This is a genomic window from Pseudochrobactrum sp. Wa41.01b-1 (assembly GCF_019464455.1).
Lineage (GTDB): Bacteria > Pseudomonadota > Alphaproteobacteria > Rhizobiales > Rhizobiaceae > Pseudochrobactrum > Pseudochrobactrum saccharolyticum.
Genome location: NZ_CP080493.1, coordinates 2,261,376 through 2,275,504, shown reverse-complemented (window position 1 = coordinate 2,275,504; position 14,129 = coordinate 2,261,376). Strand labels below are relative to the sequence as shown.

The window sequence follows — 14,129 nt, the reverse complement described above, 5'->3', positions numbered from 1 at the left end:
TCAAACCTTTGGCGGCAATACGCGGTCCGGTGTGCGATGACCGTCCCAGAAGGCGCGGATATTGACGATCACTTTATCGCCCATATCAATACGCCCTTCCAAAGTGGCAGAGCCCATATGCGGCAGCATAACTACTTTGCCCTCAGAGGCCAGTTTCAGCAGGCGCGGATCAACCGCCGGATGTTGTTCAAACACATCAAGACCGGCACCGGCGAGCTTGCCCTGCTCAATCTGATGGATCAGCGCATTTTCATCAACAATCTCACCGCGGGACGTATTCACCAGATAAGCATTGGGCTGCATCAATTCGATGCGGCGCGCTGAAAGCAGATGAAATGTTGCCGGTGTCGAAGGGCAATTGACAGAAATAATATCCATCCGCGCCAGCATCTGGTCGAGGCTGTCCCAATAAGTCGCTTCCAGCTCTTCCTCAACTGCCGCATGAACCCGCTTGCGATTGTGGTAATGGATAGCAAGGCCAAAGGCTTTGGCACGACGTGCAACAGCAGTGCCGATACGCCCCATGCCGACAATACCGAGGCGCTTGCCCCAGATACGCCGGCCAAGCATCCATGTCGGCGACCAGCCCGGCCATTCGCCGGAAGTGGAAAACACATTGGCTCCCTGCACAAGACGGCGCGGCACAGACAGAATCAGCCCCATCGCCATATCGGCGGTATCTTCTGTCAGAACATTCGGGGTATTGGTCACGGCGATGCCGCGCTTGGCAGCAGCGGTTACATCCACATTGTCCACGCCATTGCCGAAATTGGCGATCAGTTTCAGATTGGGGCCTGCCTGTTCAATCAGCTCCGCATCAATCACATCACGAATCGTCGGTACCAGCACATCGGCCTCGCGCATGGCTGCAGCCAGTTCCTCACGCGACATTTTATGATCATCAATATTCAGGCGCGCATCAAACAATTCGCGCATGCGCGTTTCAACAGGATCCGGTAATTTCCGGGTAATGACGACCAATGGTTTCTTTTTGCCCGACATTTCTACCCCTTTGATGTGTCGCGTTGAGACCTCCTTAACCAAGAAGGTGCAGAGTGCGGCATTGTCATGGTTCATACACTGTCTAGCAAGGCAGGCGAACAAAGACAAAGAAAAAGCGCCGGTTCTGGTCTCCTAACGTCATATTGATCTTACAGACCAATCTTGCAAACCGTCGGGATGACTATACCAGAATATAAGCCGGTCAGGACTGCGAATGAAACAGCATATGCATAAAACAGAAAAATCAAATTTTTGTCTGTTACTGGCTATAGGCCTGCTTTCCTGCCTGTTTCTGCTGTCCCCTTTATCCGGCTCGCATCATGCCTATGCACAGGACGCTTCCGAAGGTGCAGAACCATCTTCCGCGGAAGAAGGTCCATCCGGTGAAGATGCACCGAGCAAAGAAGCAGCCTCATCTGCCAATCTGGGGCCAAGCGGCCTGCCGATCCCGCGTTTTGTCAGCCTAAAGCCTGCCCGTGTGAATATCCGTGTGGGTCCGGGGCGCGATTATGCGGTGTCATGGCTTTATACCAAATCGGGACTGCCGGTTGAGATCATTCAGGAATATGACAACTGGCGCCGTATCCGTGATGCTGACGGCACGGAAGGCTGGGTCTATCAGTCACTTCTGGCCGGCAAGCGCACCGCTATCGTTGCTCCATGGGAGCGCGGCAAGGCGGATAATGTGATTGATCTTTACGCCAGCGCCAGCGACACATCCCGCGTTGTTGCCCGTGCTGAAGCAGGTGTCATCGCCAATATCCGTGAATGCACCGGCCAGTGGTGTCAGCTCGAAACACAGGGCACACGCGGCTGGATCCGTCAGGGAAAAATCTGGGGTGCCTATCCGGATGAGGTTTTTGACTAGAGCATAATTTTAAAATGTTAGAGCGACCTTTGTGTGCCAAGCTGGCACACGGCGCTCTAACCGGAGCATTGATCCGCTTTTAGAATATCTGGTCTTTCATGGTGTTTTGCGCGCATCTGTCCCCTTCTCAAGCTAAGGGAAAAGCGGTAAAAGCCGCGCCATGAAGGATCAAACAGCACCCAACCCGCATCATTCGGCCTCTGACACTCCGTTAACTGTCACTGCCTCCGATAATAATCTGGCCAATACCCGTAAGGTTTTTGTCAAAACCTATGGCTGCCAGATGAATGTCTATGACAGCCAGCGCATGGCCGACAGTCTGGCCGCAGAAGGTTATGTCACGACCGACAGTGCTGATGACGCGGATATGGTGCTGATTAATACCTGTCACATCCGTGAAAAGGCTTCCGAAAAACTTTATTCCGCGCTGGGTCGCCTGCGCAATATGAAGAATAAGCGTCAGGCTGACGGCAAAGATCTGATTATCGGCGTTGCCGGTTGTGTGGCACAGGCGGAAGGCGATGAAATTCTGCGCCGTTCCCCGACTGTTGACCTCGTGGTTGGCCCGCAGACCTATCACCGTTTACCGCAGGCGCTTGCTCAGGTGCGTGAAGGTCGTCAGGTCGTCGATACCGAATATGCAGTTGAAGATAAGTTTGAACATCTGCCGCTTGCCAGCCGCGAACAGGTACGCAAGCGTGGTGTTTCCGCATTTCTGACTGTGCAGGAAGGTTGTGATAAATTCTGCACCTTCTGCGTTGTGCCTTACACACGCGGTTCAGAGGTTTCGCGCTCCGTTGCCCAGATCATCAATGAAGCAACCAAGCTGGTTCAGGCCGGTGTGCGTGAGCTGACCCTGCTCGGCCAGAATGTCAACGGCTGGCACGGCCTTGGCGATGACGGTCGTGAATGGGGCTTGGGAGAACTGCTCTATCGTTTGGCGGAAATTCCGGGCATTGCCCGTTTGCGTTATACGACCAGCCATCCGCGCGACATGGATGATGCGCTGATCAATGCTCATCGCGATCTCGATATTCTGATGCCTTATCTGCATCTGCCGGTGCAAGCCGGTTCCGACCGCATTCTCAAAGCGATGAACCGCAAACATAAAGGCGAAGATTATATCCGCCTGATTGAGCGTATCCGTTCCGTGCGTCCTGATCTGGCACTGTCCGGTGACTTCATTGTCGGCTTCCCTGGTGAAACTGACGAGGATTTTGAAGACACAATGCGGCTGGTGCGCGAAGTGGGGTATGCGCAGGCCTATTCGTTCAAATATTCATCCCGTCCGGGTACACCCGGTGCCGATCTGCCCGATCATGTGGAAGAATCCGTGAAGGACGAACGTCTGCAGCGCTTGCAGGCGCTGCTCAGCGAACAGCAATATGCATTTCAGAATAGTCTTGTCGGCACGGAAATGGATGTGCTGCTTGAAAAGCCGGGACGCTTTGAAGGCCAGATGATCGGCCGCTCGCCATGGCTCATTCCGGTAATCATTGAAAATAATCCGGGTGAAGTCGGTGATATGATCCGCGTACGTGTCAATTCCACCGGCACCAACAGCCTTGTCGCCGAAAAATTAGCTTAAAGCATTTCCAGTAAAAGTGCGAAGCGCCTCTGTGGGGAAATCAGTTCGCCGGACTGATTTCTTTTCCCGCTTCGATGCGCAGGACAATGCGTAAAAATAAAAAATTTAGAGCGGTTTCAAACGTCAATTTTAACTGAACCCGCTCTAAATAACGTTCGCCTTGAACCGGCTCTGCTTTCCCGCGTGACAGTGTCATTAATCTGTACCATAATCGTGTCAGATATGATCCGTCACGGCGGATCAGCGCCGCTTAACAGCTAAACCGCAATCAAGGAGAGCCGGTTGAACGTCACCACGGGCAAACAGGTTAGCAAAGAACTGAAAAAACCCGCCACCACAATCCCTGCCCTGCAGGATGGCGCTTCTGATATGGCTCATATAGTCCTCGATTTTGACAGCAACCGGCTGGCGAGTGCGCTGTTTGGCCAATTCGACGAGAATCTCGCTTATATTGAGCAAAAACTTGGTGTTGATGTCCGCTCCAAAGGCAATCAGCTGATCCTCCGCGGTGAAGCAACTGCCACAGCACAGGCACGGATGGCACTGGATCACCTCTATTCGCTTTTGCAAAAAGGTCACGATCTCAGCAAATCCGATGTCGATGGTGCCTTGCGCATGGCTGCAACTGCAACGCCGGTGCGTGATGACCAGCTGAGCCTGCCGACGCTTGAAACCAAAACCCGCCTTTCTGCGGCACAAATCTCCACACGCAAAAAGACCATCTTTGCCCGCACGCCGACGCAGGATGCCTATATGCGCGCGATGGAGCGCTCGGAACTGGTTTTCGGCACCGGCCCTGCCGGTACCGGTAAAACCTATCTCGCTGTTGCCCATGCGGCCATGCTGCTGGAGCGCGGACTGGTTGAGCGGATTGTGTTATCCCGCCCTGCGGTTGAAGCCGGTGAACGGCTCGGCTTTTTGCCGGGCGACATGAAAGAGAAGGTCGATCCTTATCTGCGACCGCTCTATGATGCGCTTTATGACATGATCCCTGCGGATAAAGTCGAGCGGGCACTGGCCGCCGGTGTGATTGAAATTGCACCTCTGGCCTTCATGCGCGGTCGTACACTGGCACATGCGGCTGTTATTCTTGACGAGGCGCAAAACACCACATCCATGCAGATGAAAATGTTCCTGACCCGTCTGGGTGAAGGTTCGCGCATGATCGTCACCGGTGATCCGAGCCAGATCGATCTGCCCGCCGGTCAGAAATCCGGCCTTGTGGAAGCGCTGGAGATTTTGGGCGATGTTGAAAACATTGTCACCGTGCGCTTCAGCGACAAAGATGTGGTGCGCCACCCGATGGTTGCAGCTATTGTCCGCGCCTATGAAAAACGTGGGGCGGCCAAAACGCTGAAACATCATAAAGTTAGTGTGACTGAGGGTGAAAACACGCCTTCGGAAACCTAAATAGGTTTTTAGATTACAAACTGACTTTTATAACAGCCCGTCTCTTTGCAGGCGGGCTGTTGTCTTAACAATAAACCGGTTCACGAAACAAAAATGATTACAATCGACATTCTCATTGAAAGTTCTCTTTGGGAAACCCCGTCGTGGGACGACAATGAAACCTATGAAACACTTGCCCGATCCTGTGTCGATGCCGTCTGGGCGCGGCTTGCACTGCCGCAGCAAGAGACCGAGCTCAGCCTTGTTCTGACCGACGATGCCTCGATCCGCACCATTAATGCGCAATGGCGCAATAAAGACAAAGCCACCAATGTGCTATCTTTTCCGGCCTTTGACATCGCGCCGGGCGATGCTCCGGGGCCGATGCTCGGCGATATTATTATTGCGCGGGAAACTGTCGAACGTGAAGCTCTTGAAGAAAACAAAAGCTTTAATCAGCACCTGCATCACATGATCGTGCATGGCCTGCTGCATCTGCTGGGTTACGATCATGAAGATGATGAGGAAGCAGAAGAAATGGAGGGACTGGAGCGCGAAATTCTTCATGCTCTTGCCATACCTGATCCTTATATTGTACATTCAACCGATAATGAAAACGATTGACCATGGCTGATCAGACTAATCACAATTCTTCAACGGGCGCTGTTCACAGCGACGCCGTTTCTCCGAACGATCCGGAAGCGCAGAGTACGGGGCAAAATCCTGCACGAGCGGCAGGATCTGAAAAACGCTCACTCCTTTCCGGATTATTTCCGTTTCTCCGTTCGCGCCAGACCAGCTCGATCCGCGAAGATTTGACGGATGCGCTGTCCGATGATGCGAACAGCGACACAGCTTTTTCTGCCGAAGAAAAGGCAATGCTCAACAATATTCTGCGCCTGCGGGAACTTCGCGTCGATGACGTGATGATCAGCCGCGCTGATATTGAAGCTATCGAATATTCAACCCCGCTGGGTGAGCTGCTGGAACTGTTTGAGTCCTCCGGCCATTCCCGTATGCCGGTTTATGTTGAGACGCTCGATGATGCGCGCGGCATGATCCATATCCGCGATGTTCTCAACTACATCACCCGCATGAGCAGGCAACAGCCTGCCGGTTCGGAACAGCCCGCCGCTGCCAAGCGCTATGATCTGTCCAAAATTGATCTCACAACACCGATCAATGAACTGAATCTGATGCGCAAGGTACTGTTTGTGCCTTCCTCTATGCTGGCCAGCAGCCTGATGGCACGTATGCAGGCAAGCCATATTCAGATGGCGCTGGTGATCGACGAATATGGCGGCACAGACGGCCTCGTCTCGCTGGAAGACATTGTTGAAATGGTTGTCGGTGATATTGAAGACGAGCATGACGATGAAGAACTGTCCCTGATCCGCAATCCGGACGGCTCCTATACCGTCGATGCCCGTGCGGAACTGGAAGAGCTGGAACAGCTGATCGGCGCAGGCTTTACGCAGGGCGAAGACAGTGAAGATGTGGATACGCTCGGCGGTCTCATCATCTCGGCTCTGGATCATATTCCGGAAACCGGCGCAATCATTGATGTGTTGCCTGCTTACGAGCTGGAAGTGCTGGAAGCCGATTCACGACGCATCCATAAAGTGCGCATCACACCGCGAAACGGGGATTATTTCCAAGGTTAAAGCGCCGAGCGCCCCATTGGCGCACAAACTCGCTTTGACACTTTAAAATTATGCTCTAACAGCATCACAATCTATTAAAACACCGCCGCAACCGGCGGTGTTTTTTATCGTTGTATTCTCTTCTCAGTTTTTCTTAATCTTCGGCTCATAAACTAAGTGAATGCCTTATCCCCATTGAGAGACCGAATATAGTGAGCAGCCTTTATCTCCGCCTGACTGAAAACCTCACCGGCTGGCGTAAAGCGCTCATGACCATTCTCGCCGGTGCAAGTGTCACGCTGGCATTGCCGCCCTTTGATTTTTTGCCCGCAGGATTTATCGGTTTTCCGCTGCTGGTGCTGTTGATTGACAGTTCGGGAACAGCAACCGCAACCGGATGGAGGCGCCTGCTCCCCGCTTTTCGCACCGGCTGGTTGTTTGGTTTCGGTTATTTTCTCACCGGTCTCTGGTGGATCGGCATGGCATTGCTGGTGGATGCCGAAAATTTCGCCTGGGCATTACCATTAGCTATTCTCGGCCTGCCTGCCTTTCTGGCGTTTTTCTTCGCTTTTGCTGCGGCATTTGCACGGATATTCTGGGGCGCCGGTCTCATTCGTATTCTGGTGCTGGCCATCGCACTCGGCGTTACAGAATGGCTGCGCGCTTTCATTCTCACCGGTTTTCCTTGGAATGCGCTCGGCTATATGCTGATGCCGACACCACTGCTGATGCAGTCGGTCACTATTACCGGCCTCTATGGCATGAATATTCTTGCTGTGGTGATTTTCGCCATGCCCGCTCTATTGTTTGGCGACAAGCGACAGCGCTATAGCTGGCGCAGCGGATTAATTACAGCCTGTGCCCTGTTGATTGCCCATGCCGGTTATGGCGCATGGCGCTTACAGCAGGCTCCCGCCTTGTCAGAGCAAGGCGCTGATGCACCTGTTATCCGCTTGGTTCAGGCCTCCATTGCACAGGATGCCAAATGGGATAATCAGTTGCGCCGCGCGATTTTCGACAAGCATCTTGATCTCAGCACCCGCCCGCCTGCCAATGGCCAGCTGGTGCCTGATGTGATTATCTGGCCGGAAACCTCCGTCCCCTATGTGCTGCCACAAGTCGAAGAAGTCTTGAGCGCCATCGGCAAGGCACTTCAGCCGAATCAAATGCTGCTGGCCGGTGCCGTGCGCGGTGAGGGAGAGGATCTCTCCGCCTATTATAACAGTATTTTCGCGGTGAATGCCGCCGGTCATGTGACCGCAACTGCCGACAAAGTGCATCTTGTACCATTCGGTGAATATCTGCCGCTGGAAGGTCTGCTGCGCTCTGTCGGTATGCAGGAAGTGGTGGAATTACCCGGCGGCTTTACCGCAGCACCGGCGCGCCATGCCCTCAATGTCAGCCCGAGCCTGACCCTGCTGCCTTTAATCTGCTATGAGGCGATTTTCCCGTCCGAGCTTGGCTATCAGGGTAAAAGCGTTGATGCGATCATCAATATTACCAATGACGCATGGTACGGCAATACACCGGGGCCTTATCAGCATTTCCGACAGGCGCAATTGCGCGCCGTAGAACAGGGACTGCCTTTGCTGCGCGCAGCTAATAACGGTATTTCAGCAATTACCGATTCTTACGGTCGAATCACCAAACATCTCAACCTGAATGAAGTCGGATTTATTGATGGCCGTCTGCCACCAAAAGCGACAGGCTTCTGGCGCAAACCGGCAGGAGAAACACAGTTCTTCACACTTCTGTTCATCTTGCTCGTAATTTCATGTGGTTTACATGCCATCCGTACCGAGCGTTTCGGTTGACATCATATTTTTGATGTTATGATATACACATGAAACTGATGAAATTTCAGATGAACCCTATAATTCTCCGAAAAATATGCTGATTTAAGCAAACCATTTTTCATCAAGGAAAGCTCGCATAAGCGAGGAGCATTTGTGAATGACTGAGAATAAAAAGAAACCCAATCCCATTGATGTTCATGTGGGCAGCCGCATCCGGTTGCGCCGGAACATGCTTGGCCTCAGTCAGGAAAAACTCGGTGAAAATCTCGGTATTACCTTCCAGCAGATTCAAAAATATGAAAAAGGCACCAACCGCGTCGGTGCCAGCCGCCTGCAAGCCATTTCATCCATTTTGAGTGTACCGGTTGCCTTCTTTTTTGAAGATGCACCGGAGCAGGCAGGACAGCAGAACGGCGGTTTTGCGGAAGATAATGAAACAACCTATGTTGTTGATTTTCTTCAGACAAATGAAGGCGTGCAGCTGACACGTTATTTTACAAAAATCACTGATCCGAAAGTGCGTCGTAAAATCATTGATCTGGTAAAAACCCTTGCCAATGATGATGATTAATCTCTGAAGCGCCAGAGGCGCGAATTCGGTAAAAACAGAATCCCTGAAACTGCCCTATCCTATTGTTTTGTCGCATTATAGCAGGCGCTTAATGCGACAATTTGGCAGCTTCTTGCGTTAAATCTCGCACATAAACACATGCAGATAGTTGTATATCTTGTCATTTCGTGCTGATTATACGCGCAAATAACGTCTGATTTCTTTATAGAGCGATTGCTTCACTTTCATTCCGTAGCAGACAGGCTTTTCTGAAAGCGGCCTGAAACGGTTTGAAAACGGCGCGCAATGAATTATCAGCAGTTCGTGCGCAGAAATGCACAATGCTGAAAGCAACTGTTTCTCCGGAGAGTCCAATGCTCCGCAGATTTTCAAGAGGGGTTTCCCGTGTCACGCAGTTCATATCTTTTCACCAGTGAATCGGTATCCGAAGGTCATCCGGATAAGGTTTGCGATCGTATTTCCGATGAAATCGTAGACATGATCTACAAGGAAGCACGTAAAACCGGTGTTGATCCGTGGTCTGTACGTATTGCCTGTGAAACCCTTGCCACCACCAACCGCGTCGTGATTGCGGGTGAAGTGCGTGTGCCGGACACATTCCTGAAAAAAGACAAAGCCGGTGAAATTCTGCTTGATGCCAAAGGCCATAAGCAGATCAACCCTTCCCGCTTCCGTTCCGCTGCCCGCAAAGCCATCCGTGAAATCGGCTATGAACAGGAAGGCTTCAACTGGCGCAATGTGAAAATCGACGTGCTGCTGCATCCGCAATCCGCGGATATTGCGCAGGGTGTCGATAATGCTGCCGACCGTCAGGGTGAAGAAGGTGCGGGCGACCAGGGCATTATGTTCGGTTATGCCTGCCGCGAAACACCGGATCTGATGCCGGCACCAATCTATTATGCCCATAAAATTCTTGAGCTGCTTTCTGCTGCCCGCCACAAAGGCGAAGGCGACTATGGCAAGCTCGGCCCTGATGCCAAAAGTCAGGTCACAGTGCGCTATGCCGATGGCAAGCCTGCGGAAGTCACCCAGATTGTGTTGTCGACCCAGCATCTGGATGCTTCATGGGATTCCGCGAAAGTCCGTCAGGTCGTTGAGCCGGTGATCCGTGAAGCCCTCGGCGATCTGCCGATTGCTGCAAATTGCAACTGGTACATCAATCCGACCGGTAAATTCGTCATCGGCGGACCGGACGGTGATGCCGGTCTGACCGGACGTAAGATCATTGTTGATACTTACGGTGGTGCAGCTCCGCATGGCGGCGGCGCATTCTCCGGCAAGGACACGACCAAGGTTGACCGCTCCGCAGCCTATGCCGCGCGTTATCTGGCCAAGAATGTGATTGCTGCCGGTCTTGCCGACCGCTGCACCATTCAGCTGTCCTATGCGATCGGTGTTGCCCAGCCGCTCTCGGTCTATGTTGACCTGCACGGCACCGGCAAAGTTGCCGAGAGCGATGTGGAAACAGCCCTGCGTCAGGTCATGGATCTGTCGCCAACCGGTATCCGCAAACATCTCGACCTTAACAAACCGATCTATGCCAAGACCGCATCCTATGGCCATTTCGGCCGCAAAGCTGGTCGCGACGGCTCTTTCTCATGGGAAAAGACAGATCTGGTCAAAGCACTGAAAGCTGCGCTTAAGGTCTGATTTCATTCTCCATATTCCGGATTTCAGGGCACCATGTTTCTCTCATGGTGCCCTGTTTCTTTAACAGCCACACAAAAAATCAGTAGACTTTCCGTCGCTGATTATGTGTAAAGCGGCTTATTCCGATTATCTGAACCATAAAGAAACGTGCCGATGTCTGATACTGAACGCAACTGTGACCTCAAGGATGAAGCCATGAGCGCAGAGTCCTCTGAACAACAGCCACGCGGCTCACGTGCGACGGAAGCTTTTTATGGCCGCCGTAACGGCAAACCTTTGCGCCCGCATCAGCGTTTTCTGCGCGAAGATCTGCTGCCGCAGCTCAAACTCGATCTCCTTAGCCCTGCGCCGCAGGATCTGCGCACGCTGTTTATGGCCGATGTTTCCAAAGTGCGTATGGAAATCGGTTTCGGCGGTGGTGAACATCTGGTGCATGAAGCCACCCGCAAACCGGAAGCCGGTTTTATCGGCGTTGAGCCTTTCGTCAACGGTATGGCGAAAATGCTTGGCGCACAGGATGCCAATCCGCTGCCGAACCTGCGTCTTTATGATGACGATGCCACACTGGTGCTGGACTGGCTGCCGGATGCATCGCTCGACGGCATTGATCTGTTTTATCCTGATCCGTGGCCGAAAAAGAAACATTGGAAACGCCGTTTTGTCAGCCAGAAAAACCTCAGCCGTTTCGCCCGCGTGCTGAAACCCGGCGCTTTGTTCCGTTTTGCCTCCGACATTGATACTTATGTCAACTGGACACTGCAGCATTGCCACGACCATGGTGCGTTTGAATGGCAGGCACAAAGTGCTGCCGACTGGCACACACCTTATGAAGCATGGCCGGGCACACGCTATGAAGCCAAAGCTTTCCGTGAAGGCCGTCAGGCTGCTTACCTTACCTTTATCAGGCGATAATTCGTCCTCAAGGACAAGGCTTGTCACAGGCGGCTTTTTTCTGTATAGTTGCCTCAAATTCTTGGTCGGTAGAACAAGAGTGGGTCCCACCGGTCCCGCTCTTTTTTGTTTGGTACACACTGAAAACTGCGCAGACTGCCGCCGGAAATCCTATTGCACGTATTTTAAGGAATACAGGGTGAACGAACAAACACAACAGGACCAGATCATTACAGCGCTTGACGCGACACAGGATGAACCACGCATTATCCGTGAAACGGGTATTGATGCAAAAGTGGCATCGCTGATCGAACCTGCGATTAATGCTGCGGGTTTCCGTCTTGTGCGCGTGCGTCTTTCCGGCCTTAACGGCCTCACCCTGCAGATTATGGCTGAGCGTCCGGACGGCACCATGACCGTTGAAGATTGCGAAATTGTCAGCCGCACCGTTTCTCCGGTTCTTGATGTTGAAGATCCGATTGACGGCAAATATCACCTTGAAATTTCTTCACCGGGCATTGACCGTCCGATGGTGCGCAAATCTGACTTTTCCAACTGGCAGGGTCATATTGCTAAACTCGAAACCTCGATGCTGCATGATAACCGCAAGAAATTCCGCGGCCGCATCATCAAGGTTGAAGATGAAACTGTCACTCTCGAAGCCGATCAGGCCACTTACGGCGCGGAAGCTCAGACCACAATTCCTTTTGAGCTGATCGCTGATGCAAGACTGATCCTGACCGATGATCTGATCCGTGATGCGCTGCGCAAAGACAAAGCTCTGCGCGAAGGCCGTATTCCGGGCGACGAATTGAGTGATGAATTCAATCTGGACAGCGGCAATGCCGATGCTCCGGAGAACGATAAAGACAACTAAGCATTTCACAGGCGAATGACTTCATTTGCTTGTCATGATAATGCGACAAAACAAAAAAGCTTTCGCACCCAGAAGCAAAAAACGGGTGCTGCACCAAGGAGAGACCAATGGCAGTCAGTGCAAACAGGCTAGAGCTTCTTCAGATCGCTGATGCGGTTGCGCGCGAAAAATCCATTGACCGCGAGATCGTGATTGCAGCGATGGCCGATGCCATTCAGAAAGCTGCCCGCTCCCGTTATGGTCTGGAAACCAATATCCGCGCGGACATCAATTCCAAGAGCGGTGAAATCAAGCTGCAGCGTTTGCTTGAAGTGGTTGAAACTGTAGAAGATTACGCCACACAGATCGCTCTGGAATCCGCACGTGAACGTAATCCGGATGCACAAGTAGGCGACTTCCTTGCCGACCAGCTGCCACCAATGGATTTCGGCCGTATTGCTGCGCAGTCCGCCAAACAGGTTATCGTGCAGAAAGTGCGCGAAGCTGAGCGTGACCGCCAGTATGACGAATTCAAAGACCGTCTGGGTGAAATCATCAACGGTACTGTCAAGCGTGTTGAATATGGTAACGTAGTTGTTGATCTCGGCCGCGGTGAAGCCATTGTCCGCCGTGACGAACTGATCCCGCGTGAAGCATTCCGCTACGGCGACCGTATCCGCGCTTATGTCTATGATGTTCGTCGCGAACAGCGCGGCCCGCAGGTTTTCCTGTCGCGTACCCATCCGCAGTTCATGGCGAAACTCTTCACCATGGAAGTGCCGGAAATCTATGACGGCATTATCGAAATTAAATCGGTTGCCCGTGATCCGGGTTCACGCGCCAAAATGGCCGTTGTGTCCCGTGACAGCTCGATTGATCCTGTCGGCGCCTGCGTTGGTATGCGCGGTTCCCGCGTTCAGGCCGTTGTCGGCGAATTGCAGGGCGAAAAGATCGACATTATTCCTTGGTCGCCGGATGCAGCGACTTTCATCGTCAACGCCTTGCAGCCTGCGGAAGTGGCCAAGGTCGTTCTGGATGAAGATGCAGAACGTATCGAAGTTGTTGTGCCTGATGATCAGCTGTCGCTGGCCATCGGCCGCCGCGGTCAGAATGTGCGCCTTGCCTCGCAGCTGACCGGCTGGGACATCGATATTATGACGGAAAACGAAGAATCCGAACGCCGCCAGAAAGAATTCACAGAACGCTCTGCTTTGTTCATGGAAGCGCTGAATGTGGATGAAATGGTTGGTCAGGTTCTGGCTTCCGAAGGTTTCGGTTCGGTTGAAGAAATCGCCTATGTTGAAAGCGACGAAATCGCTTCGATCGATGGTTTCGATGCTGATACTGCTGCTGAAATTCAGGATCGTGCGAAAGAATATCTGGATCGCCTCGAAAGCGATCTGAATGACCGTCGCCTCGAACTGGGCGTCAGCGACGAACTGCGCGATGTACCGGGTCTGACCAGTGCAATGCTTGTTGCAGTCGGTGAAGACGGCGTGAAGACCATGGATGATTTTGCCGGTTATGCGGTAGATGATCTCGTGGGCTGGCGCGAGCGTAAAGACGGTGAAACTGTTACTCATGCCGGTGTTCTGACACCGTTTGAAGTTTCCCGCACAGACGCAGAGCAGATGGTTCTCGCAGCCCGCCTTAAAGCAGGCTGGATTACAGAAGATCAGCTGGAAGAAGCTGCCAATGAGCTGGCTTCGACAGGCGATGATGAAGAGCAGGCAGATGCTTAATCAGCATCTTGCAACTGCCGTTCGCGCGGGCGGATTTTGATGTCCGCGCATCGGCTCTCTACCGGAACGAACGCCTGTATCGGCATTTTTGATACAGGCCTGTATTCCGACAAACTGCATACAGCCGGAACCG

The 14,129-nt window shown here is 52.6% G+C and carries 13 protein-coding genes; 11 read left to right on the top strand and 2 right to left on the bottom strand.

The window, feature by feature from the left end:
- The gene (locus tag K1X45_RS10655; protein WP_116088692.1) at positions 1 to 1,002 is read right to left on the bottom strand and encodes a D-glycerate dehydrogenase; all 1,002 of its coding nucleotides are present in this window, start codon (positions 1,000 to 1,002) and stop codon (positions 1 to 3) included.
- A gap of 214 nt (positions 1,003 to 1,216) precedes the next feature.
- Here K1X45_RS10655 and K1X45_RS10650 point away from each other — a divergent pair, with 214 nt between their 5' ends.
- Both K1X45_RS10650 and miaB read left to right on the top strand, forming a co-directional pair.
- Positions 1,217 to 1,870, top strand: coding sequence for an SH3 domain-containing protein (locus K1X45_RS10650; protein WP_255560393.1), 654 nt, complete (start codon positions 1,217 to 1,219; stop codon positions 1,868 to 1,870).
- A gap of 160 nt (positions 1,871 to 2,030) precedes the next feature.
- Positions 2,031 to 3,458, top strand: a complete 1,428-nt coding sequence (gene miaB, locus K1X45_RS10645; protein ID WP_220158788.1) for a tRNA (N6-isopentenyl adenosine(37)-C2)-methylthiotransferase MiaB — start codon at positions 2,031 to 2,033, stop codon at positions 3,456 to 3,458.
- A 40-nt stretch (positions 3,459 to 3,498) separates the two neighbouring features.
- Here the strand turns inward: miaB and K1X45_RS10640 are convergent, their stop codons facing one another.
- On the bottom strand, positions 3,499 to 3,654 hold the full coding sequence (locus K1X45_RS10640) for a hypothetical protein (RefSeq protein WP_220158787.1): 156 nt from the start codon (positions 3,652 to 3,654) through the stop codon (positions 3,499 to 3,501).
- 173 nt (positions 3,655 to 3,827) lie between these two features.
- Here K1X45_RS10640 and K1X45_RS10635 point away from each other — a divergent pair, with 173 nt between their 5' ends.
- The 9 genes from K1X45_RS10635 to nusA all read left to right on the top strand — a co-directional run bounded on the left by K1X45_RS10635 (position 3,828) and on the right by nusA (position 13,996).
- Positions 3,828 to 4,868 (top strand): PhoH family protein, encoded by a 1,041-nt coding sequence (locus K1X45_RS10635; RefSeq protein ID WP_033315941.1) that lies wholly within the window; start codon positions 3,828 to 3,830, stop codon positions 4,866 to 4,868.
- 93 nt (positions 4,869 to 4,961) lie between these two features.
- Positions 4,962 to 5,471, top strand: coding sequence for an rRNA maturation RNase YbeY (gene ybeY / locus K1X45_RS10630; protein WP_220158786.1), 510 nt, complete (start codon positions 4,962 to 4,964; stop codon positions 5,469 to 5,471).
- Positions 5,472 to 5,473: 2 nt separating this feature from the next.
- Positions 5,474 to 6,511: a hemolysin family protein gene (locus K1X45_RS10625; RefSeq protein WP_213599697.1), complete on the top strand. Its 1,038-nt coding sequence runs from the start codon at positions 5,474 to 5,476 to the stop codon at positions 6,509 to 6,511.
- Positions 6,512 to 6,759: 248 nt separating this feature from the next.
- Complete coding sequence (gene lnt / locus K1X45_RS10620; RefSeq protein ID WP_255560958.1) at positions 6,760 to 8,304, top strand: apolipoprotein N-acyltransferase; 1,545 nt, start codon at positions 6,760 to 6,762, stop codon at positions 8,302 to 8,304.
- A gap of 139 nt (positions 8,305 to 8,443) precedes the next feature.
- On the top strand, positions 8,444 to 8,857 hold the full coding sequence (locus K1X45_RS10615; RefSeq protein WP_022711333.1) for a helix-turn-helix domain-containing protein: 414 nt from the start codon (positions 8,444 to 8,446) through the stop codon (positions 8,855 to 8,857).
- Positions 8,858 to 9,241: 384 nt separating this feature from the next.
- A complete protein-coding gene (metK, locus tag K1X45_RS10610) occupies positions 9,242 to 10,507 on the top strand; it encodes a methionine adenosyltransferase (protein ID WP_022711334.1) in 1,266 nt (421 codons plus the stop codon).
- A 195-nt stretch (positions 10,508 to 10,702) separates the two neighbouring features.
- Positions 10,703 to 11,419, top strand: a complete 717-nt coding sequence (locus K1X45_RS10605) for a tRNA (guanosine(46)-N(7))-methyltransferase TrmB (RefSeq protein ID WP_028233731.1) — start codon at positions 10,703 to 10,705, stop codon at positions 11,417 to 11,419.
- Positions 11,420 to 11,597: 178 nt separating this feature from the next.
- A complete protein-coding gene (gene rimP / locus K1X45_RS10600) occupies positions 11,598 to 12,275 on the top strand; it encodes a ribosome maturation factor RimP (RefSeq protein ID WP_116088689.1) in 678 nt (225 codons plus the stop codon).
- A gap of 107 nt (positions 12,276 to 12,382) precedes the next feature.
- Positions 12,383 to 13,996 carry a transcription termination factor NusA gene (gene nusA, locus K1X45_RS10595; RefSeq protein ID WP_075653983.1) on the top strand — a complete coding sequence of 538 codons (1,614 nt, stop codon included), beginning with the start codon at positions 12,383 to 12,385 and terminating at the stop codon, positions 13,994 to 13,996.
- The last annotated feature ends 133 nt before the right edge of the window (positions 13,997 to 14,129 follow it).

What these genes read in the sequence shown, in the direction of transcription:
- nusA (WP_075653983.1), top strand. Translation starts at nt 12,383, where the DNA reads ATGGCAGTCAGTGCAAACAGGCTAGAGCTTCTTCAGATCGCTGATGCG.
- K1X45_RS10650 (WP_255560393.1), top strand. Translation starts at nt 1,217, where the DNA reads ATGAAACAGCATATGCATAAAACAGAAAAATCAAATTTTTGTCTGTTA.
- K1X45_RS10605 (WP_028233731.1), top strand. Translation starts at nt 10,703, where the DNA reads ATGAGCGCAGAGTCCTCTGAACAACAGCCACGCGGCTCACGTGCGACG.
- lnt (WP_255560958.1), top strand. Translation starts at nt 6,760, where the DNA reads ATGACCATTCTCGCCGGTGCAAGTGTCACGCTGGCATTGCCGCCCTTT.
- K1X45_RS10615 (WP_022711333.1), top strand. Translation starts at nt 8,444, where the DNA reads ATGACTGAGAATAAAAAGAAACCCAATCCCATTGATGTTCATGTGGGC.
- K1X45_RS10635 (WP_033315941.1), top strand. Translation starts at nt 3,828, where the DNA reads ATGGCTCATATAGTCCTCGATTTTGACAGCAACCGGCTGGCGAGTGCG.
- miaB (WP_220158788.1), top strand. Translation starts at nt 2,031, where the DNA reads ATGAAGGATCAAACAGCACCCAACCCGCATCATTCGGCCTCTGACACT.
- K1X45_RS10625 (WP_213599697.1), top strand. Translation starts at nt 5,474, where the DNA reads ATGGCTGATCAGACTAATCACAATTCTTCAACGGGCGCTGTTCACAGC.
- ybeY (WP_220158786.1), top strand. Translation starts at nt 4,962, where the DNA reads ATGATTACAATCGACATTCTCATTGAAAGTTCTCTTTGGGAAACCCCG.
- K1X45_RS10655 (WP_116088692.1), bottom strand. Translation starts at nt 1,002, where the DNA reads ATGTCGGGCAAAAAGAAACCATTGGTCGTCATTACCCGGAAATTACCG.
- K1X45_RS10640 (WP_220158787.1), bottom strand. Translation starts at nt 3,654, where the DNA reads ATGACACTGTCACGCGGGAAAGCAGAGCCGGTTCAAGGCGAACGTTAT.